Source organism: Paramesorhizobium endophyticum, assembly GCF_014640615.1.
In the GTDB taxonomy this organism is placed as follows: domain Bacteria; phylum Pseudomonadota; class Alphaproteobacteria; order Rhizobiales; family Rhizobiaceae; genus Paramesorhizobium; species Paramesorhizobium endophyticum.
In genome coordinates this window covers 14,773-40,359 of sequence record NZ_BMHH01000016.1, presented here as the reverse complement: position 1 = coordinate 40,359, position 25,587 = coordinate 14,773, and the positions used below count along the sequence as shown (strand labels likewise).

General features: G+C 62.6%; 22 protein-coding genes and 1 riboswitch. Of the genes, 15 read left to right on the top strand and 7 right to left on the bottom strand.

Annotated elements, in window-relative coordinates; genetic code table 11:
* Window positions 1-83: 83 nt before the first annotated feature.
* The gene (locus IEX53_RS17185) at window positions 84-860 is read left to right on the top strand and encodes an SDR family NAD(P)-dependent oxidoreductase (RefSeq protein ID WP_188825418.1); all 777 of its coding nucleotides are present in this window, start codon (window positions 84-86) and stop codon (window positions 858-860) included.
* Window positions 861-940: 80 nt separating this feature from the next.
* On the opposite strand, the gene IEX53_RS17180 is transcribed toward IEX53_RS17185, so the two are convergent.
* On the bottom strand, window positions 941-1,741 hold the full coding sequence (locus tag IEX53_RS17180; protein ID WP_188825484.1) for a lytic murein transglycosylase: 801 nt from the start codon (window positions 1,739-1,741) through the stop codon (window positions 941-943).
* A 444-nt stretch (window positions 1,742-2,185) separates the two neighbouring features.
* On the opposite strand from IEX53_RS17180, the gene ffh reads away from it, so the two are divergent.
* The 4 genes from ffh to IEX53_RS17160 all read left to right on the top strand — a co-directional run bounded on the left by ffh (window position 2,186) and on the right by IEX53_RS17160 (window position 5,635).
* On the top strand, window positions 2,186-3,766 hold the full coding sequence (gene ffh, locus IEX53_RS17175; RefSeq protein ID WP_188825417.1) for a signal recognition particle protein: 1,581 nt from the start codon (window positions 2,186-2,188) through the stop codon (window positions 3,764-3,766).
* A gap of 5 nt (window positions 3,767-3,771) precedes the next feature.
* Complete coding sequence (locus IEX53_RS17170; RefSeq protein WP_188825416.1) at window positions 3,772-4,083, top strand: chorismate mutase; 312 nt, start codon at window positions 3,772-3,774, stop codon at window positions 4,081-4,083.
* Between the two features lie 71 nt (window positions 4,084-4,154).
* Complete coding sequence (gene rpsP, locus IEX53_RS17165; RefSeq protein ID WP_188825415.1) at window positions 4,155-4,538, top strand: 30S ribosomal protein S16; 384 nt, start codon at window positions 4,155-4,157, stop codon at window positions 4,536-4,538.
* A 239-nt stretch (window positions 4,539-4,777) separates the two neighbouring features.
* The gene (locus tag IEX53_RS17160; RefSeq protein ID WP_236016251.1) at window positions 4,778-5,635 is read left to right on the top strand and encodes an RNA polymerase factor sigma-32; all 858 of its coding nucleotides are present in this window, start codon (window positions 4,778-4,780) and stop codon (window positions 5,633-5,635) included.
* 3 nt (window positions 5,636-5,638) lie between these two features.
* Here IEX53_RS17160 and IEX53_RS17155 read toward each other — a convergent pair whose 3' ends face one another.
* The 4 genes from IEX53_RS17155 to thiB form a co-directional block, all read right to left on the bottom strand.
* Window positions 5,639-7,120: a M48 family metalloprotease gene (locus tag IEX53_RS17155; RefSeq protein ID WP_188825414.1), complete on the bottom strand. Its 1,482-nt coding sequence runs from the start codon at window positions 7,118-7,120 to the stop codon at window positions 5,639-5,641.
* Between the two features lie 240 nt (window positions 7,121-7,360).
* On the bottom strand, window positions 7,361-8,095 hold the full coding sequence (locus IEX53_RS17150; protein ID WP_188825413.1) for a thiamine ABC transporter ATP-binding protein: 735 nt from the start codon (window positions 8,093-8,095) through the stop codon (window positions 7,361-7,363).
* A complete protein-coding gene (gene thiP / locus IEX53_RS17145) occupies window positions 8,092-9,711 on the bottom strand; it encodes a thiamine/thiamine pyrophosphate ABC transporter permease (protein WP_188825412.1) in 1,620 nt (539 codons plus the stop codon). Before thiP ends, IEX53_RS17150 begins: the two co-directional genes overlap by 4 nt.
* 214 nt (window positions 9,712-9,925) lie before the next feature.
* Window positions 9,926-10,930: a thiamine ABC transporter substrate binding subunit gene (gene thiB / locus IEX53_RS17140; RefSeq protein WP_188825411.1), complete on the bottom strand. Its 1,005-nt coding sequence runs from the start codon at window positions 10,928-10,930 to the stop codon at window positions 9,926-9,928.
* Window positions 10,931-10,971: 41 nt separating this feature from the next.
* A riboswitch (TPP riboswitch) is annotated at window positions 10,972-11,077 on the bottom strand.
* Window positions 11,078-11,158: 81 nt separating this feature from the next.
* Between thiB and IEX53_RS17135 the strand changes: the two genes are divergently transcribed.
* From IEX53_RS17135 to IEX53_RS17125, 3 genes are all read left to right on the top strand, one after another.
* Window positions 11,159-11,791 (top strand): thiamine diphosphokinase, encoded by a 633-nt coding sequence (locus tag IEX53_RS17135; RefSeq protein WP_188825410.1) that lies wholly within the window; start codon window positions 11,159-11,161, stop codon window positions 11,789-11,791.
* Window positions 11,792-11,895: 104 nt separating this feature from the next.
* Complete coding sequence (locus IEX53_RS17130; RefSeq protein ID WP_188825409.1) at window positions 11,896-12,174, top strand: YMGG-like glycine zipper-containing protein; 279 nt, start codon at window positions 11,896-11,898, stop codon at window positions 12,172-12,174.
* A 130-nt stretch (window positions 12,175-12,304) separates the two neighbouring features.
* Entirely contained in the window at window positions 12,305-14,119 is a 1,815-nt protein-coding gene (locus IEX53_RS17125; RefSeq protein WP_188825408.1) for an ABC-F family ATP-binding cassette domain-containing protein, read from the top strand.
* 44 nt (window positions 14,120-14,163) lie between these two features.
* Here IEX53_RS17125 and rhaI read toward each other — a convergent pair whose 3' ends face one another.
* Window positions 14,164-15,456: an L-rhamnose catabolism isomerase gene (gene rhaI / locus IEX53_RS17120; RefSeq protein ID WP_188825407.1), complete on the bottom strand. Its 1,293-nt coding sequence runs from the start codon at window positions 15,454-15,456 to the stop codon at window positions 14,164-14,166.
* A gap of 243 nt (window positions 15,457-15,699) precedes the next feature.
* A complete protein-coding gene (locus IEX53_RS17115; protein WP_188825406.1) occupies window positions 15,700-17,796 on the bottom strand; it encodes a bifunctional rhamnulose-1-phosphate aldolase/short-chain dehydrogenase in 2,097 nt (698 codons plus the stop codon).
* Between the two features lie 165 nt (window positions 17,797-17,961).
* On the opposite strand from IEX53_RS17115, the gene IEX53_RS17110 reads away from it, so the two are divergent.
* The 7 genes from IEX53_RS17110 to IEX53_RS17080 all read left to right on the top strand — a co-directional run bounded on the left by IEX53_RS17110 (window position 17,962) and on the right by IEX53_RS17080 (window position 25,422).
* Window positions 17,962-18,774: a DeoR/GlpR family DNA-binding transcription regulator gene (locus tag IEX53_RS17110; RefSeq protein WP_188825405.1), complete on the top strand. Its 813-nt coding sequence runs from the start codon at window positions 17,962-17,964 to the stop codon at window positions 18,772-18,774.
* Between the two features lie 115 nt (window positions 18,775-18,889).
* Complete coding sequence (rhaS, locus tag IEX53_RS17105; RefSeq protein ID WP_188825404.1) at window positions 18,890-19,885, top strand: rhamnose ABC transporter substrate-binding protein; 996 nt, start codon at window positions 18,890-18,892, stop codon at window positions 19,883-19,885.
* Window positions 19,886-20,124: 239 nt separating this feature from the next.
* Complete coding sequence (locus IEX53_RS17100) at window positions 20,125-21,648, top strand: sugar ABC transporter ATP-binding protein (protein ID WP_188825403.1); 1,524 nt, start codon at window positions 20,125-20,127, stop codon at window positions 21,646-21,648.
* A 1-nt stretch (window position 21,649) separates the two neighbouring features.
* A complete protein-coding gene (locus IEX53_RS17095; RefSeq protein ID WP_188825402.1) occupies window positions 21,650-22,648 on the top strand; it encodes an ABC transporter permease in 999 nt (332 codons plus the stop codon).
* Window positions 22,645-23,646 carry an ABC transporter permease gene (locus IEX53_RS17090; RefSeq protein WP_188825401.1) on the top strand — a complete coding sequence of 334 codons (1,002 nt, stop codon included), beginning with the start codon at window positions 22,645-22,647 and terminating at the stop codon, window positions 23,644-23,646. Before IEX53_RS17095 ends, IEX53_RS17090 begins: the two co-directional genes overlap by 4 nt.
* Window positions 23,643-23,960 carry an L-rhamnose mutarotase gene (gene rhaM / locus IEX53_RS17085; protein ID WP_188825400.1) on the top strand — a complete coding sequence of 106 codons (318 nt, stop codon included), beginning with the start codon at window positions 23,643-23,645 and terminating at the stop codon, window positions 23,958-23,960. Before IEX53_RS17090 ends, rhaM begins: the two co-directional genes overlap by 4 nt.
* A 97-nt stretch (window positions 23,961-24,057) precedes the next feature.
* Window positions 24,058-25,422: an FGGY-family carbohydrate kinase gene (locus IEX53_RS17080; RefSeq protein ID WP_188825399.1), complete on the top strand. Its 1,365-nt coding sequence runs from the start codon at window positions 24,058-24,060 to the stop codon at window positions 25,420-25,422.
* The last annotated feature ends 165 nt before the right edge of the window (window positions 25,423-25,587 follow it).

The following is a 25,587-nucleotide window of genomic DNA, read 5'->3' as shown; positions in this document are numbered from 1 at the left end:
ATTCTGCCCGGAATTGCGTGGAAATGATGCCGGTATCCCAAGGCCGGCTGCAACAGTCTTCATGGAATGAAAGAGCAGACGACATGTATATGGACAAGCTGAAACTCGACGGACGCGTGGCGGTGGTGACCGGAGGCGGGCAGGGCATCGGCGCGGCCTGCGCGCGGGCGCTGGGAGAGGCGGGCGCGACCGTCATCGTCGCCGAAATGCTGCCCGACCGCGTGGAGGCGAGCATCGCGGAATTGCAGAAGCTCGGGCTGAAGGCGCATGGCGTGACGCTTGACGTGACGAAGTCCGGGGATGTGGACGCGGTCGCCGCTGATGTCGTCAAGCAGCATGGCCGCGTCGATATTCTGGTCAACAATGCCGGTGTGGCGGTGAGCGATGTGCGCGCCGAGGACACGACCGACGAGCATTGGCGCTTCCATATGGATGTGAATGTCGATGGCCTGTTCTGGTGCTGCCGCGCCTTCGGGCGGCAAATGCTTGGTCAGGGCAAGGGTGCGATCGTCAATATCGGCTCGATGTCTGGCTTCATCGTCAACAAGCCGCAGCCGCAAGCCTTCTACAATGCCTCCAAGGCGGCGGTGCATCATTTGACCAAGTCGCTCGCCGCCGAATGGGCCGCCCGCGGCGTGCGCGTCAATGCCGTCGCGCCAACCTATATCGAAACGCCGCTCACCGCCTTCGGAATCAAGGAGAATCCGGACATGTACAAGACATGGCTGGAGATGACCCCGATGGGCCGCGTCGGCCAGCCGGATGAGATCGCCTCGGTCGTGCATTTCCTTGCATCGGATGCTGCGAGCCTGCTGACGGGGTCGATCGTGCTGGCTGATGGGGGGTATACGTGCTGGTGAGCCGGGAGATTATGTAAGAAGCGTTGGCGGGACCGCGCTGCTGCGTCCCGCCGAACTTATGAGGCTGACCTGTTATTTATCTACCCGTCGATCTTCTTCCCGATGATCGCAATCGCCCGTTGGTAGACGCTGGCGTCGTTCCAGCCCTGGAGAGCGGTGAAATTGGGCTCGCCCGGCTGGTAGCCTGCGCCGCGCTGCCAGCCATGGCCAACGAGGAAATTCGCCGTCGATGCAAGGGCATCGGCCTTGGAACGCGCCATGTCGATATGGCCGCTGCCGTCGCCATCAACGCCGAATTTGAGCACATTGGCGGGCAGGAACTGCGTCTGGCCGATCTCGCCATGCGCCGCGCCGACCGCCGAGGGGCTTAAATCGCCCCGGTCGATGAGCTTCAGCGCCGCATAGAGCTGGTTGGTGAAGTAATCGGAGCGGCGGCAGTCATAGGCGAGCGTCGCCACGGCGGAAAGCGTGTTCTGGTTGCCCATGAAGGCGCCGAAGCCGGTTTCCATGCCCCAGATCGCGATCAGCGGCCCGGCGGGTACGCCATAGCGCTTTTCGATGCTGGCGAAGAGGGCGGCGTTCTGCTGCTTCAGCTTCCGCCCGCGATTGACGATCGTATCCGCGCCCCGTTTCCTCATGAACTCGTCGAGCGAAAGCTTGAAGCTCTTCTGGTTACGGTCGGCATAGATCGTCTTGGTGGCGTATTGCGTGCCGTCGAGCGCACCCAGCGCATTGCGGCTGACGCCCTGCGCCGCCGCTTCCTGCTTGAACTGCTGCACCCAGGCCGGATAGCCCGCGGCGGTGTTTCCGCATTGCGCTGCCTGAGCAGCGGCAACCGGCGCCATGAAAGCGGTCAAAAGCCCAGCTAAACCCAAGCCCATGCTGCCCTTGCGGAACAAGCGTGCCATCATATTCTCCTCGATTGGTCGATTCTGTTGCTTCAAGTCCGGCTGAAAGCGGGAAATACACGAGGAAATTGCGCAATCCAAGCCGGAACGGGCAGCGGATGGAGCCGGAAACGGCCCCATTCTCAAGCTTTTGCCGCCTAGCGGTTTTCGCGCAACACTTCGCATGGCCCATGTTCTGTCACCGAAACAATTGACTTTTCGTTCATTTTGCTTTTTAAGCGCGAGAACTCCGCGACGAGCCCAAGACTCGAGCAGCCGACCGGGACCCATTTGGTGTAAACAGATCCCGGAGGTCCACACCCGACAGCGCAATGCGCCCTCGGGTGCCGTTCTGCTTTGGGCTGGTTCAGGCCCTTGGGCTTTTGCGGGGAATAGCCTACCTTGTGCGATAATTCGCGAAGGTAAAAGGGAAAACGGATGTTTGAAACGCTACAGGAGCGCTTGGGCGCGATATTGAACGGCCTCACCGGCCGCGGCGCCCTGTCCGAGCAGGACGTTTCGGCGGCGCTGCGTGAAGTGCGCCGCGCGCTGATCGAGGCTGACGTCGCGCTCGACGTGGTGCGTTCCTTCACCGACCGCGTCCGCGAAAAGGCCGTCGGCGCGGCGATCCTCAAAAGCATCAAGCCCGGCCAGATGGTCGTCAAGATCGTCCATGACGAGCTGGTCGAGATGCTGGGCGCCGAAGGCGTCACGATTGACCTCAACGCCTCCGCCCCTGTTGTCATCATGATGGTTGGCCTGCAGGGCTCCGGCAAGACCACCACCACGGGCAAGATCGCCAAGCGCCTTTCCGAGCGGCAGAAGAAAAAGGTGCTGATGGCCTCGCTCGATACGCGCAGGCCCGCCGCGCAGGAGCAGCTGCGCCAGCTCGGCATCCAGACAGGCATCGACACGCTGCCCATAATAAACGGCCAGTCGCCGGTGGAGATTGCGGCGCGCGCCGTGCAGGCGGCAAAGCTCGGCGCGCATGATGTGGTTATCCTCGACACCGCCGGCCGCACCCATATCGACGAGCCCCTGATGGTCGAGATGGCCGACATCAGGAAGACGGCCAATCCGCATGAAATCCTGCTCGTCGCGGACAGCCTGACCGGCCAGGACGCCGTCAACCTCGCCCGTTCCTTCGACGAGCGCGTCGGCATATCAGGCATCGTGCTCACCCGCATGGACGGGGACGGGCGCGGCGGCGCGGCCCTCTCCATGCGCGCCGTCACCGGCAAGCCTATCAAGCTCATCGGCACCGGCGAAAAGATGGATGCGCTGGAGGAATTCTACCCACGCCGCATCGCCGACCGCATCCTCGGCATGGGCGACATCGTCTCGCTGGTCGAGAAGGCCGCCGAAAACATCGACGCCGAACAGGCGGCGGCGATGGCGAAGAAGATGCAGTCGGGCAAGTTCGACCTGAACGACCTTGCCGACCAGCTGCGCCAGATGCAGAAATTGGGCGGCATGGGCGGCATCATGGGCATGATGCCCGGCATGGCCAAGATGAAGGATCAGGTCGCCGCCGCGGGGCTCGACGATTCGCTGTTCAAGCGGCAGCTCGCCATCATCGGCTCGATGACGGCGGCGGAGCGCACCAACCCGGACATCTTGAAGCACAGCCGCAAGCAGCGCATCGCCAAGGGCTCCGGCACCAGCGCCGCCGACATCAACAAGCTGCTGAAGATGCACCGCCAGATGGCCGACATGATGAAAGCCATGGGCGGCAAGGGCAAGGGCGGCATCATGAAGCAGATGATGGGCGGCCTTGCCGGCAAGATGGGCCTTGGCGGCATGGGCGGCATGGGCGGAATGCCCGACCTTTCGAATATGGACCCCAAGCAGCTTGAAGCGCTCGCCAAGCAGGCGGAAGCGGCGGGCCTCACCAAGGGCGGCGGCTTTCCGGGCCTGCCCGGCGGCGGCCTCCCCGGTCTTGGCGGACCGAAGTTGCCGGGCCTGGGTGGCCGAGGTGCTGGACTGAGCGGCCTTCCCGGCCTGCCGAAGAAGAAGTGACGGCCATGAACGACAAGACAGTGCCCGCCGAACTCGCCGCCTTGCGCGCCTCGATCGACAATATCGACGCTGCGCTCATCCATATGCTCGCCGAGCGCTTCCGTTGCACCAAGGCGGTGGGCGTGTTGAAGGCCGAGCATAATCTCCCCCCCGCAGATCCTGCGCGGGAGAAAACCCAGGTCGAGCGGCTGCGCCGTCTGGCTCAAGACGCGAGCCTCGACCCCGATTTCGCCGAGAAGTTCCTGAACTTCATCATCAAGGAAGTGATCAGGCATCACGAAAACACCGCTGCCGCCCGCATAATCCCGAAAAGTTGATAGACTTTTCGGACAAGACTATGCGGAAAACAAATGCGAACGGCCGCTAAACAAACGAACAGGAGAATGAAATGTCGTTGAAAATCCGTCTGGCCCGCGCGGGCTCGAAGAAGCGTCCTTACTACCACATCGTCATCGCCGACGTGCGCGCCCCGCGCGATGGCCGCTTCATCGAAAAGATCGGCGCCTGGAACCCGACGCTGCCGAAGGATGCCGAGCGCATCACCATCGACGCCGACCGCGTGAAGCATTGGCTCTCCCACGGCGCACAGCCGACCGACCGCGTGCTGCGCTTCCTCGACCAGGCCGGCCTTGCCAAGCGCCCGGCCCGCAGCAACCCGGAAAAGGCTGTTCCGGGCAAGAAAGCTCAGGAGCGTATCGCTCTGGCCAAGCAGGCCGAGGAAGAAGCCGCCGCCAAGGCCGCCGCTGCTGCCGCCGAGTCCGCCGGCGAATAATTCGCCCCCTCATATCCATATATCGAACGGCAGCCCTGGGCTGCCGTTTTTGTTTTCCGCACCTCTTCATTGCAGTGACGTCAGGAGAGCGGCGGCTGGAACCATACGGTTATTCGCGCGTTTGGACCAAGCCTTCTGTTTCAGTACAAGCGCATCAGAGCCTCAGCCAAATGCGTTCAGGAGAACGTTTCATGCAGCAGCTTGCCGAAAGCCGTTCCCCCCTCTCCGGGCAATCCCGGATGGTTTCCCTCGACCAGTCGATGATGCGCAGAGCCATGGCCGCGCCCTATCTCGGGCGCGACGAGGAAAGGGAGCTTGCCGTCCGCTGGAAGGAAAGCCGGGACCAGGAGGCGCTGCAGCGCATTACCTGCGCCCATATGCGGCTGGTGATCGCCATGGCCGCGCGGTTTCGCAAGTTCAACCTCCCGATGAGCGACCTGATCCAGGAAGGATATGTCGGATTGCTCGAGGCGGCGCTTCGCTTCGATCCGGAACGCGAGGTGCGGTTCTCCACCTATGCGACATGGTGGGTGCGCGCCGCCATGCAGGATTATATCCTCCGCAACTGGTCCATCGTGCGCGGCGGCACGAGCTCGGCCCAGAAGGCGCTCTTCTTCAACCTGCGACGGTTGCGCGCGCGGCTGGCCCATGGCGGCGAGGAGCTTTCCCCGGCGGATATCTACAGCCGTATTTCCGCCCGCCTCGGCGTCCCCATAGCCGATGTGGAGATGATGGATTCGCGGTTTTCCGGCCCCGACACCTCGCTGAGCGCGCCGATCGCCGGCGACGAGAGCGGCAATGCCGAAGGCATAGATTTCCTCATGGACGACAACCCGTTGCCCGATGAGATCGCCGAGGAGACGATCGATTCGGAACGCCGTTCCTCATGGCTCCGGCAGGCGCTTTCCGTGCTCAGCGAGCGCGAGCTCCATATCATCCGCACGCGCCGCCTGGAGGATGAGGGCGTGACGCTGGAAGCCCTGGGTGAACGCCTCGGCATTTCGAAGGAGCGCGTGCGCCAGATCGAAAGCCGCGCGCTGGAAAAGCTCAAAACCGCGCTTTTGAACAAACACGAGCTTTCGGCCTATCAGGCCTAACCTCTACTCGCTGATTATCTTAACCCGGTCGCCCACAGAAACCGTCCCGCCCGGCGGAATGGCATTGAGTAGGCGGAAGAGATCGAGCTTGCGGTCGGTCCCCTGCATCCTGCCTGCTAGAGTGCCGATAGTTTCGCCCGGCTTCACCGTCACGACCCGAATCCGAAGCGGCTTCACCGCCTCTTTCTCGGCCGGCGTCAGCAGCTTGAAGCTACTTGTGACCGCCTGCGAGGTCGGCACGAGGGCCGCGCTGCCCTTGGGCGCGGCGGTCAGGAAGCGATAGACCTTCCCCCCGGCGCTGATGACGACGATGTCGAACTGCCAGCGGTCGGCGCTGGCCTTGGCGGTTGCGGCGGGCAGGCCGTTCAGCGTGGTCGCGCGGACGGTCGATTCGTCGAGACCGGACACCCAGCCGCTCTTGATATAGTCGGTGAGGCTCGACCCGGCGGCAAGTTGCGCGCCGTCGAACCGCACCGCGACCTCGCCCGGACCGGTGGCCATGACCGCATCCGCCGAATTGTCGATGGTGAAACCATCGGGCACGGTGAAGGCGACGCCGAGCTTGGGATGCACGAAGGTGCGCCCGCGCACATAGCCTTCATCAGGCGTATCGCCGTAGAGCAGCCCGTCTATGCCGTTGAGAAAGGCGTCGCGGTCCGTCGTGCCGACCCCGGGCGCGCCAATCCGGCGCGCATGCCCCATTGCAAGCTCGACGCGCTGCGGCGTCGCCGGGTGCGAGGCCAGGAAGTCGAGGCTGGCATCGGTCGCGCCGGAAACGGAGCGGAAGCTCTGATAGGCTTCCATGGATTGCAGAAACCGGGCAGAAGCGAAGGGGTCGTAGCCCGCCTCGCCGATGGATTTGATGCCGACCGCATCGGCCTGCAGTTCCTGATTGCGCGAGAATTGCGCGAGCCGCAACTTGCCGCGCAGCAGCGCCTCGCGCCCCGCCATGTCGTCCTGCAGCACCTCGGAGACGACGCGCCCCGCAATGGCGGCTTCCGCCTCCTTCTGCTGGCGCTCGACGCCATGATTGGACGTGACATGCGCCATCTCATGCGCGATGACGGCGGCAACCTCCGCCGAATCGTTGGCGAGCCCCAGAAGCCCGCGCGTGACATAGACCCACCCGCCCGGCAGGGCGAAGGCGTTGATGTTGGGCGAGTTCAGGATCGTGATGCGGTAGGCCTGGTTCGGGTTGTCCGAAACCGTCGACAAATTGCCCACGATCTTGGCGACCATGCGCTCCAGCTTCGGATCGTTATACTGGCCGCCATAGGTGGCGAGGATGCGCGGATGCTGCTCGGCGCCGATCTTGGCCAGCCGGTCGTTGCGCGTGACGGTGTCGACCGTGATCGGATTGGCGGAGGGCCCTAGCGCGGCATCCTCCTTGCTGAGATCAAGCGCCTGGCAGCCGGACAAAAAGGCGAGCATATAGATGCCGGGAACAAGGGTCCCCGGCGGCAACAATCGTCTCGTCTGGCGCATTGGCGCGCATGGTTCCGACTGCGAATTCAGTCTCTTGTCCTCGTCCGTGAATCTGCCGTTCACCGCGCCGCGCATTCCTTGCCCGGCATCGGAAAACGCTTCGCACTTTTCCGCACCTGCTTAGCAGAGAGCACGCGGCGCATGAAGAGCGCATCTCCTGTCGTCGCCGCTTCTTGCCGCCGATTGGGGGCAAAATATGTCAATTCCGCCGCATATGCGTCCAAATGGATACGGGGGTCATTATTCCCGCGGCTCCGTCCCCATATAGCGCTTCAGCGCCGCCGGACCACTATCCGAGAGCAGCTTGCGAGCCGTGCCGGTCGCCGTGACCGTGCCGTTTTCCAAGAAAAACAAGAGGCTGTCGAGGTGGAGCGCGTCTTCCGGATGATGCGTGACCATCAGGATCGTCATCGCCGTTTCCTTGTGAAGCTCCCGCACCAGATCGAGCATTTGTATCCGCAGCGCGGGACCCAGTGAGGCGAAGGCTTCATCCAGAATCAGCACAGGGCGATTGCGCACCAATGCTCTGGCAATCGCCACGCGCTGCCTCTCGCCGCCGGAAAGCGCCTGCGGCTTGCGCTTCTCCTTGCCCGCAAGGCCGACGCGGGCGATGGCGCTTGCCACGTCGGCGCGATCCGCATCGGTCAGTTTCAGCTTCGGGGAGCGGCCTAGCGCCACATTTGCCTCGACATCGAGATGGGCGAAGAGATTGTTTTCCTGAAACACCATCGAAACGGGCCGCTCGGCAGGCGGAGTGCCGGTGACATCGATGCCCCCGACAAGAATTTGGCCTGATTCCGGCGTCTCGAAACCGGCAATGAGATTGAGCAGCGTCGATTTGCCGGAGCCGCTGGGGCCGATGATTGCGCCGATCTTCGCAGGCGGAACGGTCAGATGGAAATTCATCCGCATCTCGCCATAGCTGAAGCGAACATTTTTCAACGCGACTTCCGCGCCTTTCTTTCTGGCCGTCATGACGTTTCTTCTTTTCGCGCCGAGCCGCGGTCGGCCAGCATCATCAGCCCGAGGCTCAGGGCACCCAGAATCAGCGCCAGCCCCGCAGCGTCCACTGTGCGGTAGCTCCCCATGCGCTGCAACAGGAGATAGGGCAAGGTCTCGACTGCGTCGCTGCCGAAGAGGGCGATGGTTCCGAGATCGCCGAGCGACAGCGCCATGGCGAAGGCGAAGGCCACGCCCAGGGGGCGGCGCAGCACCGGCCAGTCGATCAGCCTGAGCCGCGCCCAGCCGGTGATGCCGAGCTGTGCGCAAAGCCGGTCGTGCCGGGTGCTCATCGTGTCCCAGACCGGACGCAGGATTCGCACCGCAAAGGGCGTCGCCATGGCGGCGTTGACGGTGATGACCATGGGAGCGGCGAAATCGAACGGGTCGGCGAAATGGCGCAGCAGGATGAACCAGCCCGCGCCGATGACGATGGGCGGCACGACGAGAATGAGGCTCGCGCCGGTATCGAGCGCGCGCTCGAACAAAGAGCGTCCGCCCTCCTTCGCCACCGCCTGGCGCGCAACGACGAGGGCGAGGGAGACGAGCACGGAGAGGAATGCGGCAGCGGCGCCGAGGGTGAAGCTGGTCTGAATCGCCCGCCAGACGGCCCATTCGGTAAAGAGCCTGCCGAAATCGGCGGATAGGCCGGAGACGACCATACCGGCGATGGGCAGGGCGACGAAGAGGAAGGCAAACAGGATCATCGCCATGTCTGCCACCTTCTCGGCCACCGTCGGCCGCTCGTAGCGCCTGACTCTAACCGCCAGCGAAAAGCCTTCCTCCGTGGGTCTGCCGGTCAGGCGAAAGAGGGAGAGGATGGCAACGGTGAGGGCAAGCTGGGTGAGCGTCAGGGCGACCGCCTGGCCGATGTCGAAATCGAAATGGAGCGCCTGATAGATCGCCACCTCCAGCGTCGTCGCGCGCGGGCCACCGCCCAGCGTCAGCACGATGGTGAAGGAGGTGACGCAGAGCATGAAAATCAGCCCCATGATGCCGGGCAGATTGCGGATCATGGCCGGCCATTCGATCAGGCGAAACCGCGCCCAATTGCCCATGCCGAGCTGCGCCGAGAGTTTCCAGTAATCGGCGGGAATGGAATCGAGCCCGGCAAGAAGGAGGCGCACGGCGAGCGGCAGGTTGAAGAAGACATGGGCGAGGAGAATACCGGTGAGGCCGTAAATGTCGGGGGTGACATCGAGGCCGAGAGAATGCGCCGCTTCGGCGATCAGTCCGGCGCGGCCGTAAATGCTGGTAATGGCAAGCACCGCGACGAGTGCAGGCAGCGCCAGCGGCAGCGCGAAAAGCCTGATGATAAAAGCCCGTCCGGGAAAGTGCTGGTGCGCATGAAGCGCGCGCGCAACGGGAATGGCGAGCCCGACGGACAGGACCGTCGAAAGCAGCGCCTGCAACAGAGTGAACCGCGCCACCCGCCAGAGATAAGGATTGAAAGCGGCAAGCGTGTTGCCGGTTTCGCGGGACGCTTCCAGGGCGAGCGAGAACAGCGCCCCTCCGGCCAGCAGGGTGAGGAAGGCGAGCGCGAGGACGCCGGCGAGGGGTTTGGCGGGAAGGCGTGGGAATATCAGCAACATGTGATGCGGGCTGCCCTGCCGGATCGGCTCGCACCTCCCTCCCCCTTGAGGGGAGGGTGGCCCGAAGGGTCGGGTGGGGGTGGTGACGCGTGCGCGACGGCCATCATCGTCGACGCAAACGTCACCACCCCCATCCGCCCGCTGCGCGGGCACCTTCCCCGCAAGGGGGAAGGAGGGCGCGAGCCGGTATCCGACATCGAAACCGTTGCCATCATCACCGGCTCATCGCCGCAAGCCATTCATCGATCCACGCTTTCCGATTCTTCGCCACCTCGTCCGAGGGCAGTTCCAGCGTCTTCACCGGCTTCACCAGCGTATCGAACACCGGATCGAGCGGCTTCGACATTTTCCCGGCAGGAAACATCCAGTTGGTTTCAGGGATCACATCTTGAAAACCCGGCCCGGTCATGAATTGCAGAAACTTCGCCGCAAGCGGGTTCTTCGCGCCCTTCTTCGTCTGCGCGGCAAGCTCGACCTGGAGATAGTGCCCTTCCGAGAACGAAGCCGCCTTGTAGCGCTCTTCCTTGTCCACGATGATGTGATAGGCGGGCGAGGTCGTGTAGGAAAGCACCATAGGCGCTTCGCCCTTGGTGAACAGGCCATAGGCCTCCGACCAGCCAGGTGTGACCGTCAGCACGCGACCCCCAAGCTTCGCCCAGGCGTCACCGGCCTTGTCGCCATAGATGGCCTTGACCCAGAGCAGCAAGCCGAGCCCCGGCGTGGAAGTGCGCGGGTCCTCGATCACGATCTTCTGCTTGGGATCGCCTTCGACCAGTTCCTTCATGCTTTGCGGTGGGTTGGGCAGGGCTTTGCTGTCGTAGACCACGGCGAAATAGCCATAGTCATAGGGCACGAACATATTGTTCTCATACCCGCCCGGCACATGGATATCGGATGTGTCGATGCCATGCGGGGCGAAAAGGCCGCTTTCCCGCGCCTCGGCCGTCAGATTGTTGTCGAGGCCGAGCACGATATCGGCTTTGCTATCGGCGCCTTCCAGCTTCAGGCGATTGAGGAGCGCCACGCCATCGGCGGCGGAGACCCATTCGACTGTGCAGTTGCACTCCTTCTCGAAACTGGCCTTCACCTTCGGCCCAGGCCCCCAGTCGCTGACAAAGCTGTCATAGGTGTAAATGGTGAGCGTATCCTTCGCCGCAGCGGGCGCAGCGAGGCCGAGCAACATGGCGGCGCTGAGGGCGAGATAACGTAGGGATTTCATCGGGCCTTTCCTTTCTCGTTGTGGCTAGGATCGAGCGCCGTGGAAAGGCAGCGTCTAATCCCTCCGCCGGTGTTAACCGGATCAGGTTCCGCGGGTTGACCGTCAAAAGGTCTCTCAGCCGGTTTCCCGGCACCCCGTTAGAGCGGAATCAACAATAATTGAGGCAAGTTAGGACCGCAAGCGATCAGGGGCTTTCCCGCCCGTCCAGCCACATGATAAGAGCCGCACATGAGCAAATTTCTCATTCTTCTCGGCGGCCACCTCACCGTCACGGACCGGCTGAAGCGCCAGATCGAAGGCGCGCGGGTTCTGGCTGCCGACAGCGGCATTCGTCACGCGGCGGCGCTTGGGCTGGAGCCGGAGCTATGGCTGGGCGATTTCGACTCCACATCCCAGGCGCTTGCCCGGCGCTACAAGCATGTGCCGCGCCGCACCTTTCCCGCCGCCAAGGACATGACAGATGGTGAACTTGCGCTCGAGCAAGCCTTCGCGCTCGGCGCCACGAGCATCATTCTCGTGGGCGCGTTCGGGGGCGAGCGCACCGACCACACCATGCTGCATCTCACCCTGGCGACGGCGCTGGTCGAGAAGGGCCGCGACATTTTCCTCTCCAGCGGCACGGAGGAAGCCTGGCCAATCCTGCCCGGCGCCCATGCGCCCGATCTGCCTGACGGTACGCTCTTCAGCCTCATCGGCTTCACCGAGCTTGAAGGCCTGACGATCACAAGTGCCGAGTGGCCGTTAAATAATGTGAAGGTTCCTTTCGGCTCTTCCCTCACGGTTTCCAACGTTGTGCGCGGAACTCTGGCGCTTGGTTTGCGTTCAGGATGCGGCGTCCTCATCGCCACCTTGGAGGAGTGAAAATACCGGGCCTATTGTCAATTCAACAAGATGATGCCAATTTACCGTGCCGCATTGGGGACGCAACGTTGGCCGCATTGATTCTTTGAACGGGAGAGATCTCCATGAATAAACGTCTATCCATGATCATCGTCAGCGGGCTCCTCGCGCTGTCCACCGCTGCCTGCACCACCGCGGACCAGCGCACCGCCGGGTACGGCGTGGGTGGCGCGGCTCTCGGCGCTCTCGCCGGTGGCGCCATCGGCGGCAACACCCGCGGTGCTCTCGCCGGTGCCGCAATCGGCGGCCTCGCCGGTACGCTGATCGGCGCTTCGCAGTCCCGCCAGGGCTACTGCCGCTATCGCGACCAGTATGGCCGCGTTTATGAAGACCGGTGCCAGTAAGCACCGCTTGCATGAATTTTCGGACAGGCCGGGGAAACCCGGCCTGTTTGTTTTTAGTGCTTTCATTGACATCAGCGCCATTCTCGCGGACAAGCGAGGCCGTGTTTCAACAGCAATTTCGTAAGATTCCATGGCCCCTCCGCTTCTTCGTCTCGACCAGATCAAGCTCACCTTCGGCGGCACGCCGCTTCTGGAGGACGCCGCGCTTTCGGTGGGCGAAGGCGAACGGATCGCGCTTGTCGGGCGCAATGGCTCTGGCAAATCCACCCTGCTGAAAATCGCTGCCGGCCTTGTCGAGCCGACGTCTGGTGAACTGTTCCGCCATCCCGGCGCGACCATCCGCTATCTGCCGCAGGCGCCTGACATGGAGGGCTTCGCCAATGTGCAAGCCTATGTGGAAGCGGGGTTAGGGCCCGCCGACGATCCCTACCGCGTCACCTATCTGCTCGAGCATCTGGGCTTGACCGGCAATGAGACGCCGGGCCATCTCTCCGGCGGCGAAGCGCGGCGCGCCGCGCTGGCGCGGGTGATCGCGCCGCAGCCCGATATCCTGCTGCTGGACGAGCCGACCAACCATCTCGACCTGACCACCATCGAATGGCTCGAAGACGAACTGCGCCAGATCCGCTCCAGCCTGATCGTCATCTCGCACGACCGCCGCTTTCTGGAAAATGTCAGCCGCTCGACCATCTGGCTCGACCGGGGCGTGACGCGCCGGATCGAGCAGGGCTTCGGCCATTTCGAGGAATGGCGCGACAAAATCCTGGAGGAGGAAGAGCGCGACCTCCACAAGCTCGGCCGCCAGATCCAGCGCGAGGAGCACTGGCTGCGCTATGGCGTGACCGCCCGGCGCAAGCGCAACATGCGCCGCCTTGGCGAGTTGCAGACGATGCGGCATGAGTTCCGCACCCATCGCCGGGCGCAAGGATCGGCTGTTTTGCAGGCGAGCGACAGCAAGGAATCCGGCAAGCTGATCATCGAGGCGAAGGGGATCGGCAAAGCCTATGACGACCGCGCGCTGGTCAAGGATTTCTCCACCCGCATTATGCGCGGCGACCGCGTCGGCCTTGTCGGCTCCAATGGCGCGGGCAAGACGACGCTGCTTTCCATGCTGACCGGGCAGCTCCAGCCGGACGAAGGAAGCATCCGCCTCGGCGTAAACCTCGAAATGGCGGTGCTCGACCAGAAGCGCGACAGCCTCGACCTCAACGAGACGCTGGCGCATTACCTGACCGACGGGCGCGGCGAGAATGTCGTCGTCAATGGCGAGCAGCGCCACGTCGTCTCCTACATGAAGGACTTTCTGTTCCAGCCGGAACAGGCGCGCACGCCGATTCGCGAATTGTCGGGCGGCGAGCGGGCCCGGCTCATGCTCGCCCGCGTGCTGGCGCGCCCGGCCAACCTCTTGATCCTCGACGAGCCGACCAACGATCTCGACATGGAGACGCTCGATCTCCTGCAGGAACTGGTGACGGGCTTTGCCGGAACGGTGATTCTCGTGAGCCACGACCGCGATTTCCTCGACCGCACGGTCACCTCGGTGATCGCGCCCGAGGGCGACGGGCGCTGGCTCGAATATGCCGGCGGCTATGCCGACATGATGGCGCAGCGGCGCGAAATGGCTTTGGCGAAGCGGGAGGTCAAGACGGCTGCATCGCGCGCGGCGTCGTCCGATGCCGCAACGTCAGCGCCGAAGCGCGACGACAAGCGCAAGCTTTCCTACAAGCAGAAATTCGCGCTGGAAACGCTTCCGGGAAAGCTGGAGGCGATTGCCGCCGAGATCACGGAACTGGAAAAGAAGCTCGCCGATCCGCAGCTTTATGCGAAGAATCCGGACCGTTTCGCGAAGACCGCTGCCGAGCTTGAAAAGAAGCGCGAGACGCAATCCGCCATGGAAGAGGAATGGCTGGAACTGGAAATGCTGCGCGAGGAGATTGGGGAGTAAGGCTCCCCGCTCTGTTCCCTTAGGCGGTTTGCGCAGCAGAAAGATCACACGATCCCGCCGCTGCCGCCCTTCACCGCCGGGCGCTCCTCGCCCATTTTCCGCCGATACCGGCTGGCGCGATAGGCCGCGACCGGATCGATCGCGCCGCCCGCGCGGCGGCGGGCTTCGGCGAGGATCGGCTCGACATCGGTGCGGTAAGCCCGCTTTAGCGTCTCGGATGCCATCAGCGCGTCGTTCTCGTCCTGATAGCCGGAGAGCGCTTCGCGATCCACCAGCAGCGCCTGCGCATAGGCGCGGCGGATTTCATTGGCGCTGGAGATGAGGCTTTCGATCGGGTCGGTGACATTGTGCGACTGGTCGATCATATGCGCGGGGTGAAAACCCTTCACACCGCGATAGTCCGCATCCACCAACTCGTTGAAGACGAGGAACAATCGGTAAGGCTCGATAGCCCCCGCGTCCAGATCATCGTCGCCATATTTGGAATCGTTGAAGTGGAAGCCGCCGAGCTTGCCGAACTGGATGAGCCGCGCCACGATCATCTCGATATTGGTATTGGGCGCATGGTGCCCGAGATCGACGAGGCAGAATGCCTTTTCGCCCAGTGTCGAGGCGATGAGATAATTCGTGCCCCAATCCTGCACGACCGTCGAATAGAAAGCCGGCTCATACATCTTGTGCTCGGAGAATATGCGCCAGTCGTCGGGCAGGTTCTTGTAAATCTGCCCCATCGAATCGAGATAGCGCTCGAAAGCCCGCGTGAAATTCGACTGTCCGGGGAAATTGGAGCCATCGCCGATCCACACAGTCAGAGCCTTGGAGCCGATGGCCTCGCCGATCTCGATGCACTCGACATTGTGCTCGATCGCCTGTGCCCGCACCGCGAAGTCCACATGGCTGAGCGAGCCATATTTATAGGAATGCGTCTGGTCCGGCGCGTCGGAGAAGGTGTTGGAATTCATGGCGTCGAAGCCAAGCCCCAGCGCATCCGCCTTGGCCTTCAACTCCTGCGGGTCCGCCTTGTCCCATGGAATATGCAGCGAGACAGTCGGCGTCGCCCGCGTCAGCTCATGGATGACGGCGCAATCGTCCAGCTTGTCGAAGATGTTGCGCGGCTCGCCAATGCCGGGAAAGCGAGCAAAACGCGTCCCGCCCGTCCCCACGCCCCATGACGGGAGCGCGACGAAGAAGTCGGCAACCTTGGCGGTGATCGCCTCGATATCGACGCCCCGGCGCGCGAGATGATCCCCCAGCGCCTCGTAATCGCTCCTGAGCGCATTTTCACGCGCGGCGTTTTCAGCGGCGATGATGTCGCTGGAAATTCTCTGTTCTGACATGATGCTCCTCCCTCCATAGAGCGATATTTATTTGACCGTATCGCGAGACACCCCCCTTTGTCCTGCCGGACATCTCCCCCGCAAGGGGGAAGATTGGCCTTCATTTGTGACGGCTCTCTATTCTGCTACGTTTGCGATTGACGAAAGCGGAACTGACAGCCAATCTCCCCCTTGCGGGGGAGATGTCCGGCAGGACAGAGGGGGGCGCTGTCCCGCCAGCATTTCCAATTAAGCGTTAAATCCTCACCGCGTAAAACTCTGCGCGTTCCCCGCATCGACATTGATGATGTTCCCCGTCGATTTGGCCGAAGCATCCGATGCGAGAAAATACACCGTCTCCGCAATATCCTCCGGGAACACATTGAGCTTCAGCAGCGAGCGGTTGCGGTAGTGCTCCTCCAGATCGCTCACCTCAATCTTGGACGACGCGGCACGCTGCTCGCGCCATTCGCCGTTCCAGATCTTCGAGCCGCGCAGCACAGCGTCCGGATTGACCGTATTCACCCGAATACCCGCATCCGCGCCTTCAAGCGCCAGGCAGCGTGCCAGATGAATTTCCGCTGCCTTGGCCGTGCAATAGGCCGATGCGCCGGGCGAGGCGGCGAGGCCGTTCTTGGAGGCGACGAACACCACGTTGCCGCCCAGCTTCTGGCGGCGGAACAGGCGGAACGCTTCACGCGAGACGAGGAAATAGCCGGTCGCGAGAATGTCGATATTGCGGTTCCACATGGAAAGCTCCGTCGCCTCCACCGGCGCGGAAGACGCAATGCCGGCATTCGAGACAAGAATGTCGAGCCCGCCGAACTCCACCGCCGTCTCGGCAAAGGCGGCGATTACACCCGCCTCATCGGTAACGTTGAGCGCCACGCTGCGTACCACATCCGCGCCGAAGCGTTTGACGAATTCATCATGCGTGGCTTTGAGCGACTCCGCGTCGATATCGGCAAGCACGACGCAAGCGCCCTCGCCCGCCAGCCGCTCCGCTGTCGCCCGGCCTATGCCGCCTGCACCGCCGGTGATGAGCGCAATGCGCCCCGCCATGCTCTTCGGCTTCGGCATGCGCTGGAGCTTTGCCTCCTCCAGCAGCCAATATTCGATGTCGAAGGCCTCCTGCTCCGGCAGGCCCTGATATTCCGAGATGGATGACGCGCCGCGCATCACATTGATGGCGTTGACGTAGAACTCACCAGCGATCCGCGCCGTCGCCCTGTCGCGGGCGAAGGAGAACATGCCGACACCGGGCACGAGGAAAATCACCGGATTGGGATCGCGCATCGCAGGGGAATTGTCGCGCTTGCACGTCTCGTAATAGCGCGTGTAATCGGCGCGATAGTCTTCCAGCGCTTTCTCCAGCCCCGCCAGCACGCCGTCCACATCGGGATTAGCCGGGTCGAAATCAATGACCAGCGGGCGGATCTTGGTGCGCAGGAAATGGTCCGGGCAGCTGGTGCCAAGCGCGGCGAGCGGACGAAGATCCTTCGAATTGACGAATTCAAGCACGGCGTCCTGATCGTCAAAGTGCCCGAGCTTGCGTTCCGCCTTGCCGATGAGCCCGCGAATGACGGGCATCAGGCGGGCGGCGATGGCGCGGCGCTCAGCCGGTTCGAGGCTTTGGGCAACCGCCCCGCCAAACGCTGCCTTGCCTTCGGTCTTTTCCGCCAGCCAGCGGATCGCCCTGTTGATCACATCGAGCGTGAGTTCATAGCAGGCCTTGGCGTCATCCGCCCAGGTGAAGAGGCCGTGGCTTTCCAGCACCACGCCCTTGGCCTCAGGGTTCGCTTTCACGAAAGCTTCAAGGTCGAGACCCAGTTGGAATCCAGGACGCCGCCATGGCAGCCAGCCGATTTCGTCGCCGAAGATTTCCTTCGTCAGCTCTTTGGAGTTCTTCGAGGCCGCGATGGCGATAATCGCGTCGGGGTGCATGTGGTCGACGTGGCGGTAAGGCACAAAACCATGCAGCGGCGTATCGATGGAGGCCGCGCGGGGATTGAGGTTGAAGGTGCAGTGCGGCAGGAAGCCGACCATGCGATCCTCATCCTCGACGCCCTTGTAAATGCCTTTCAGCGCGTTGAGCTTGTCCTGATAGAGCGTCGCAAAGCCGTCGAGCTTGATCGTGCCGACATCGCCTCCCGAGCCCTTCACCCACAGCACCTCGACGGGCTCGCCCGTCAACGGATCGGTCTCCGTCACCTTGGCCGAGGTGTTGCCGCCGCCATAATTGGTGATGCGCTTGTCGGCTCCCAGCAGATTGGAGCGATAAAGCAGTTTGCCCGGCTCATCCAAGGCCGCCGCCTTTGCATCATCCCAACGGTTTTCCAGAAGCCGAGCCGACATTTTCATCCTCCCAAGTGCAATTAATTGCACCGAGATATGCGCAAGCGAACTTTCACTGTCAATCGAAATCGATCATGAACGCTCATGTTGCAGCGCACATATGAAAATTCATGATCGAACATGATTGACAAACGCGCATGAACTGCGGATACCTAAACCGAGGGAGGAACCATGCACGAGCGCGAACGCCACCGCATTATCCTGAGCGCAGTCCAGGAAAAGCCGGTCGTAACCATTCAGGATATTGTCGAGCTGACCGAGGCATCGGAAGCAACGATCCGCCGTGACATTGCCAGCTTGCATGTGCAAGGCCGCCTTCGCCGGGTGCGTGGCGGCGCGGAGGCTGTGCATCCGCCGCAGCTTGCCAACCTCGCCGGGCGTCCTTTCCGCGTGTCGGAATCCGAGAACATCGACAAGAAGCGCGCCATCGCCCGCGAGGCCGTGGCGCTGTGCGAGGAAGGCGACGCCGTCATCATCAATGGCGGCACGACGACCTTCCAGATGGTGCATTATCTGGCGGCGCGGCGCCTGCAGGTGCTGACCAATTCCTTCGCCATCGCGGAGCATCTGGTCAAGCATTCGAAGAGCACGGTCATCGTGCCCGGCGGCGCGATCTATCGCGAGCAGAGCCTGATCCTCTCCCCCTTCGACAATGACGTGACGCGCAATTTCTATGCGCGCCGCATGTTCATGGGGTCGCAGGGCATCGGCCCGCTGGGCGTGATGGAATCCGATGCGCTCATCATCCAGAGCGAGCAGAAGCTGATCAACCAGGCGGACGAACTGGTGCTGATGGTGGATTCGACCAAGTTCACCCGCCGCTCGAGCCTGATCCTGTGCGAGCTTGCGCGGGTGACGACTGTCATCACCGACGACGGGGTGTCGGATGCCGCGCGGCGCATGGTGGAGGATGCAGGTATTCAGCTGATCGTGGCGCAGACCGCCACGGCGGCGAAGAAGGAGGATTCCTCTTCCGTAGCCTAGCATGATCCCGAACCGAAGGTCAGCGCAGCAAAAAGTTGCAGACTTTTCGGACAAGATCATGCGACCAAAATGGGCAACGGGGAGGCGTGGAGAGTAACCAAGGGAGGATCAACACATGAAACTATTGAAGAAACTGGCGCTAGGGCTGGCGGTCGCCGTGTCCATGATTGCCAGCCAGGCCCATGCCGATCCGGTCAAGATCGCGCTCGTCGTCAAATCGCTGGGCAACGGCTTCTTCGAGGCGGCCAACAAGGGCGCACAGGAAGCGGCGAAGGAACTGGGCGATGTGGAGATCATCTACACCGGCCCGACCACCACGACGGCGGAAGGCCAGATCGAAGTCATCAATTCGCTGATCGCGCAGGGCGTCGACGCCATCGCCATCTCCGCCAACGATCCCGACGCGGTCGTACCCGCTTTGAAGAAGGCGGCGCAGCGCGGCATCAAGGTCATTTCGTGGGATTCCGGCGTCGCGCCCGCCGGCCGCATCATGCACCTGAACCCCTCGTCCAACGAGTTGATCGGCAATATGTGCCTGAAGCTTGCCGCCAATCATCTGCCCGACGGCAAGGGCGACTTCGCCATTCTGTCAGCCACCACCACCTCGACCAACCAGAACATCTGGATTGACGAGATGAAGAAGCAACTCTCGAAATATCCCGGCCTCAACCTCGTCACGACCGTTTATGGCGACGACCTGGCCGACAAGAGCTACCGCGAAGCGCAGGGCTTGCTTACCTCACAGCCGAACGTCAAGGTCATCGTCGCGCCGACCACGGTGGGCGTGCTCGCCGCCTCGCAGGCGGTCAAGGATGCCGGCAAGATCGGCCAGGTCTATGTCACCGGCCTCGGTCTTCCCTCCGAAATGGCTGGCGCGATCAAGTCCGGTGCGACGAAGGAATTCGCCATCTGGAACCCGATCGACCTCGGCTACTCCGCCACCCAGATCGCCTACCGCCTCGTCAAGGGCGACGCCGACGGCAAGCCGGGAAGCGAAGTCAATGCAGGCCGCATGGGAAAGATCAAGATCGGCGAGAATGGCGAAGCGGCAATGGCTGATCCGTTCGTGTACAATGCCTCGAATATTGACGAGTTTTCGAAGGTGTTTTGATCGGACAGGCTCGCACTTTCCTTCCCCCTTGCGGGGAAGGTGCCCGCGGAGCGGGCGAATGGGGGTGGTGACGTTTGCGCTTTTGTTGGAAACCATGGCGTAAACGTCGCCACCCCCACCCGACCCTTCGGGCCACCCTCCCCGCAAGGTGGAGGGAGGGCGCGAGCCGACCTCCGGCGGAGCAGAAGGCACACCGCTCCCAGCGTTCAGCGTAAAAACAACAAGTTCAGGTCCAGCCAATGAACTCCGCCGTCCATACGCCTCTTCGAGACATGGGCCAGCCCCTCCTCGAAATGCGCGGCATCTCGAAATCATTCCCCGGCGTGCGCGCGCTCGACAATGTCGACATCGCTCTCTACCCCGGTACGGTGACGGCGCTGATCGGCGAGAACGGCGCGGGGAAATCGACACTCGTGAAAATCCTCACCGGCATATACCAGCCGGACGAGGGTGAAATCCGCGTGGACGGCAGGCCGGTCACCTTCCCCACCGCGCAAGCCGCGACCGACCATGGCGTCACCGCCATTCATCAGGAAACCGTGCTGTTCGATGAATTGTCGGTGGCGGAGAATATCTATCTCGGCCATGCGCCGAAGACCCGTCTCGGCTTCGTCAACTGGAAGGCGCTCAATGCGCGCGCGCTGGCGCTGCTGCACTCGCTGGAGACGACCGTCGATGTGCGCGCAAAACTGAAAGATCTCTCCATCGCGCAGCGTCACCTCGTCGCCATCGCCCGCGCGCTTTCCGTGGATAGCAACATCGTCATCATGGACGAGCCCACCGCCGCTTTGTCGCGCAAAGAGGTGGACGACCTCTTCAAGATCATCGAGCGGCTGAAAAATCAGGGCAAGGCGATCCTGTTCATCAGCCACAAGTTCGATGAGGTCTACGAGATTGCGCAGAATTATGCCGTGTTCCGCGACGGACGTGCCGTCAGCCATGGCGCGCTCAAGGACACGAGCCAGAACGAGATCGTGCGAATGATGGTTGGGCGCGCTGTGGAGCAGGCTTTTCCAAAAATCGATGTAACGCCGGGCGAAACCGTCCTCAAGGTTGAGAACTATTCACACCCGACCGAGTTCCGCGATATCTCCTTCGAGCTTAGGCGCGGTGAAATCCTCGGCCTCTACGGCCTTGTCGGCGCGGGGCGCTCCGAATTCTGCCAGTCGCTGTTCGGCGTGACGCGCCCGTCCGCCGGCAGCCTCACAATCGAAGGCCGGCAAATCACCATCCGCTCGCCGCGTGACGCCATTAACCACGGGCTCGTCTACGTGCCGGAAGAACGTGGACGTCACGGCGCCGTGCTGCAAATGCCGATCTTCCAGAACATTTCGCTACCATCGCTTGGGTCTACCTCCCGCGCGGGCTTCTTGCGCTCAGCGGAAGAATTCGCGCTGGCGCGGCGCTATGCCGAAAGGCTGGATTTGCGCGCCGCAGCCCTCTCCGTACCCGTGGGTACGCTCTCCGGCGGCAACCAGCAGAAGGTGGTCATCGGCAAATGGCTCGCCATCAAGCCGAAGGTCATTATTCTCGACGAGCCGACAAAGGGCATCGACATCGGCTCCAAGGCTGCCGTTCATGCCTTCATCAGCGAACTGGCGGCGGAAGGTCTCAGCATCATCATGGTTTCATCCGAACTGCCGGAGATTCTGGGCATGTCCGACCGCGTCCTCGTCATGCGCGAGGGGCTGATGGCAGGGCTTTTCGACAGACAATCCGCCGACGCGGAAACACTGGTGCGCGCCGCGACGGGAAACGCCTGATATGAATCGCATCCTTAAAAATCGTGAAATCCTGCTCTTCGGCATCATCGCCATCCTCGTCGCCGCCTTCTCCACGCGCGCGCCCGGCTTCTCCTCGCCGAAAAACCTTGCAGGCATCTTCAACGACACTTCGATTCTCATCATCCTGGCGCTCGGCCAGATGGCGGTCATCCTGACCAAATCCATCGACCTCTCCGTCGCCGCCAACCTCGCCTTGTCAGGTATGGCCGTGGCCATGCTCAACGCCGCCCATCCTGAGCTTCCGCTCGCCCTCCTCATCGTCGCCGCCATCGGCATCGGCGCGTTTCTGGGCGCGATCAACGGGCTCCTCGTCTGGAAGATCGGCATTCCGCCCATCGTCGTAACGCTGGGTACGCTCACCATCTATCGCGGCATGGCCTTCGTGCTTTCGGGGGGCGGCTGGGTCAATGCGCACCAGATGACGCCTGGTTTCCTCAACACCCCGCGCCATGTCTTCCTCGGCCTGCCCGTCCTCGGCTGGATCGCCATCGCCATCGTCATTTTCATCTACGTCATGATGACGCGCAGCTTCTTCGGCCGCGCGCTCTATGCCTCTGGCGGCAACCCCACCGCCGCGATCTATGCCGGCATCGATGTCGGGCGCACCCGCTTCTTCGCCTTCGTGCTGTCGGGCGCGCTTGCCGGGCTCTGCGGCTATCTCTGGGTGTCGCGCTATGCGGTCGCCTATGTCGATATCGCCGCCGGCTTCGAACTCGACAGCGTCGCCGCCTGTGTCATAGGCGGCATCTCTACCCTGGGCGGCATCGGCACCGTTGCCGGCACCGTGCTGGGCGCGCTGTTCCTCGGCGTCATCAAGAATGCGCTGCCCGTCATCGATATCTCGCCCTTCTGGCAGATGGCCATTTCAGGAGCGGTCATCATCCTCGCCGTCATCTTCAACGCGCGGGCGGAAAAGCGCCGCGGCCGCATCATCCTGCGCGACAAGGCAGCCAAGACCTTTGAGGAGGCCAATGCATGAGCGCCGTCCCTGAAAAGCGCCATATCCCCGACCGGCTCGGCACATCCTTCACCCGAGCGCTGTCAAGCTGGGAAGTCCTGCTGCTCGGCGTGGCGATTGCGATCTTCATCGCCAATTCCTTCGCCTCGCCCTATTTCCTCAATGTCTGGAACCTCTCCGACGCCACTTTCAACTTCACCGAAAAGGCGCTCATCGCCTTCGCCATGGCGCTGTTGATCATCTCGGGCGAGATCGACCTTTCGGTCGCGGCGATCATCGCGCTCGCTTCAACGGCCATGGGCGCGGCGGCGCAGATCGGCATCGGCACGCCGGGCCTCGTCGCCATCGGCGTTGGCGTCGGGATTCTCTGCGGCGTCTTCAACGGGTTTCTGGTGGCGGGGCTGGGACTGCCTTCCATCGTCGTCACGATAGGCACGATGAGCCTCTTCCGGGGCATTTCCTATATTGTGCTGGGCGACCAGGCCTATGGCAATTATCCCGACAGCTTCGCCTATTTCGGCCAAGGCTATGTCTTCTGGGTCTTCTCGTTCGAGTTCGTGCTCTTTATCGCCTGCGCCATTGTCTTCGCCATCCTGCTCCACGCCACCAGCTTCGGCCGCCGCGTCTATGCCATCGGCAACAACGCCTTCGCCGCGCGCTTTTCCGGCATTCCGGTGGAGCGGATCAAGTTCATCCTGTTTCTGCTGACGGGCCTGATGAGCGGCATCGCCGCCGTGTGCCTCACCTCGCGCCTCGGCTCCACTCGCCCGTCCATTGCGCAGGGCTGGGAGCTAGAGGTGGTCACCATGGTGGTGCTCGGCGGCGTCTCGATCCTCGGCGGCTCCGGCACCATAGGCGGCGTCGTCATCGCCGCCTTCGTCATGGGCCTCGTCACCTTCGGCCTCGGGCTTCTCAATGTGCCGGGCATCGTCATGTCCATCTTCATCGGCCTGCTGCTGATCGTCACCATCTCGCTGCCGGTCCTCTTCCAGCGAATTAAATCCGGGAAAAAAGCATGAGCGAAAAATACGCCTTCAAGATGCGGCTCAACCCCGGCATGGAAGCCGAATACAAACGCCGTCACGATGAGATATGGCCGGAGCTGGTGGAGCTTCTGCACGTATCAGGCGTCTCCGACTATTCCATCCATCTCGACCCCGAAACCAACACCCTCTTCGGCATCCTGACGCGCCCGGCGGATCACCGCATGGCCGACCTTCCAAATCATCCGGTGATGAAGAAATGGTGGGCGCATATGGCCGACATCATGGAGACCAACCCGGACAATTCGCCGGTGCAGTCGGAACTGATCGCTGTCTTTCATCTGGCTTAGAGGGATTTGTTTTGATGGAAGCGCCAGATACCCCCCTCTGCCCTCCTGAGCTTGTCGAAGGGCGGCATCTCCCCCTCAAGGGGGGAGATCGACTCCCATGATCCCGCCCGCCCGCATCGCCGTTCTAGACATAGGCAAGACCAACGCCAAGGCCGTCATCGTCGATACGGGAACGGCAAAGGAGGTCGTCGCCCGCACCACGCCTAACCGCGTGCTGTCAGGCCCGCCCTATCCGCGTTACAACATTGAGGCGCTCTGGACCTTCTTCATCGAATCCCTCGCCGAATTCGCCAACACCCCCGGCTTCGACGCCATCTCGATCACCACCCATGGCGCGTCCGCTGCGCTCCTTGGCAGGCACGGCCTCGTCATGCCGGTGCTCGACTATGAGCACAGCTACCCGGATGAAATCCGCGAAAGTTACGCCTCCCTCCGCCCTGATTTCAGCGAAACCGCCTCGCCCTATCTCTCCGGTGGCCTCAATCTCGGCGCGCAGTTGCACTACCAGAAAACCGCCTTCCCCGATCTCTTCGCGAACGTACAAACCATCCTCACCTATCCGCAATATTGGGCTTGGCGACTGACCGGCATCGCCGCTTGCGAGGCGACTTCGCTCGGCTGCCACACCGATCTCTGGAACCCGCGGGCAGGCGATTTCTCCTCGCTGGTGGACAGGCTGGAAATCAGGCCGCTGCTAGCCCCGGTCCGCGCCGCCTTCGACGCGCTCGGGCCTGTCCTGCCGGAAATTGCGCAGGCAATCGGCCTCGACAAGCCCATTCCCGTTCATTGCGGCATTCACGATTCCAACGCCTCGCTTCTGCCGCACCTCATTCGGCGCGAGCCGCCCTTCGCCGTCGTCTCGACCGGTACATGGGTAGTGATCTTCGGCGTCGGCGGCCACGCGGAATGCCTCGACCCGGAGCGCGATACCCTCGTCAATGTCGATGCCTATGGTCGCCCCGTTCCCTCCGCCCGCTTCATGGGCGGACGTGAGTTCGAGCTGCTGACGAAGGATAGCCCTGCCACCCTCGACGAGGCCATCGCCGCATTGCCTGACATTTTGTCCCGCATGACCATGGTCCTCCCCAGCGTCGTCAAGGGCTCAGGCCCCTTCCCGGCACGCGACATGACTTGGCTAAACGCCGAAAGCCTCAGCCCTTCCGCGCGCTACGCCGCCGCCTCGCTTTATGCCGCGCTGATGACGGATGTAAGCCTCGGCCTCGTCGGCGCGCATGGGCCGGTTATTGTCGAAGGCCCGTTCGCCAAAAACCGCATCTACACCGCGGCACTCGCCAGCCTCACGGGACGTGAAGTGCTGGCACTCCCCGGCTCGACCGGCACCAGCCTCGGCGCGGCGATGCTTGCCGGGATGCAACCCAGCGCAAGCTTGCCAGAGCCGAATGATTTGGCGATGCCTGCCACCTTCACAGCTTATGCGGAGCGCTGGCGCAAATCGTGCTAAGCGCCCTCGTGGTTCGAGGCGAATTCCGCTGCGCTCCATTCGCACCTCACCATGAGGGACTACTGAAGCGCCGCCGTCACTTCAGATAAAATGAAGATCATCAAGGCGCCGTGCCCCTTCACCTTCATCCTGAGGTGCGGAGCGAAGCGGAGCCTCGAAGGGCGA

Coding starts and splice junctions, on each gene's coding strand:
- IEX53_RS17185 (WP_188825418.1), top strand. CDS start 84: ATGTATATGGACAAGCTGAAACTCGACGGACGCGTGGCGGTGGTGACC.
- IEX53_RS17180 (WP_188825484.1), bottom strand. CDS start 1,741: ATGGGCTTGGGTTTAGCTGGGCTTTTGACCGCTTTCATGGCGCCGGTT.
- ffh (WP_188825417.1), top strand. CDS start 2,186: ATGTTTGAAACGCTACAGGAGCGCTTGGGCGCGATATTGAACGGCCTC.
- IEX53_RS17170 (WP_188825416.1), top strand. CDS start 3,772: ATGAACGACAAGACAGTGCCCGCCGAACTCGCCGCCTTGCGCGCCTCG.
- rpsP (WP_188825415.1), top strand. CDS start 4,155: ATGTCGTTGAAAATCCGTCTGGCCCGCGCGGGCTCGAAGAAGCGTCCT.
- IEX53_RS17160 (WP_236016251.1), top strand. CDS start 4,778: ATGGTTTCCCTCGACCAGTCGATGATGCGCAGAGCCATGGCCGCGCCC.
- IEX53_RS17155 (WP_188825414.1), bottom strand. CDS start 7,120: ATGCGCCAGACGAGACGATTGTTGCCGCCGGGGACCCTTGTTCCCGGC.
- IEX53_RS17150 (WP_188825413.1), bottom strand. CDS start 8,095: ATGACGGCCAGAAAGAAAGGCGCGGAAGTCGCGTTGAAAAATGTTCGC.
- thiP (WP_188825412.1), bottom strand. CDS start 9,711: ATGTTGCTGATATTCCCACGCCTTCCCGCCAAACCCCTCGCCGGCGTC.
- thiB (WP_188825411.1), bottom strand. CDS start 10,930: ATGAAATCCCTACGTTATCTCGCCCTCAGCGCCGCCATGTTGCTCGGC.
- IEX53_RS17135 (WP_188825410.1), top strand. CDS start 11,159: ATGAGCAAATTTCTCATTCTTCTCGGCGGCCACCTCACCGTCACGGAC.
- IEX53_RS17130 (WP_188825409.1), top strand. CDS start 11,896: ATGAATAAACGTCTATCCATGATCATCGTCAGCGGGCTCCTCGCGCTG.
- IEX53_RS17125 (WP_188825408.1), top strand. CDS start 12,305: ATGGCCCCTCCGCTTCTTCGTCTCGACCAGATCAAGCTCACCTTCGGC.
- rhaI (WP_188825407.1), bottom strand. CDS start 15,456: ATGTCAGAACAGAGAATTTCCAGCGACATCATCGCCGCTGAAAACGCC.
- IEX53_RS17115 (WP_188825406.1), bottom strand. CDS start 17,796: ATGAAAATGTCGGCTCGGCTTCTGGAAAACCGTTGGGATGATGCAAAG.
- IEX53_RS17110 (WP_188825405.1), top strand. CDS start 17,962: ATGCACGAGCGCGAACGCCACCGCATTATCCTGAGCGCAGTCCAGGAA.
- rhaS (WP_188825404.1), top strand. CDS start 18,890: ATGAAACTATTGAAGAAACTGGCGCTAGGGCTGGCGGTCGCCGTGTCC.
- IEX53_RS17100 (WP_188825403.1), top strand. CDS start 20,125: ATGAACTCCGCCGTCCATACGCCTCTTCGAGACATGGGCCAGCCCCTC.
- IEX53_RS17095 (WP_188825402.1), top strand. CDS start 21,650: ATGAATCGCATCCTTAAAAATCGTGAAATCCTGCTCTTCGGCATCATC.
- IEX53_RS17090 (WP_188825401.1), top strand. CDS start 22,645: ATGAGCGCCGTCCCTGAAAAGCGCCATATCCCCGACCGGCTCGGCACA.
- rhaM (WP_188825400.1), top strand. CDS start 23,643: ATGAGCGAAAAATACGCCTTCAAGATGCGGCTCAACCCCGGCATGGAA.
- IEX53_RS17080 (WP_188825399.1), top strand. CDS start 24,058: ATGATCCCGCCCGCCCGCATCGCCGTTCTAGACATAGGCAAGACCAAC.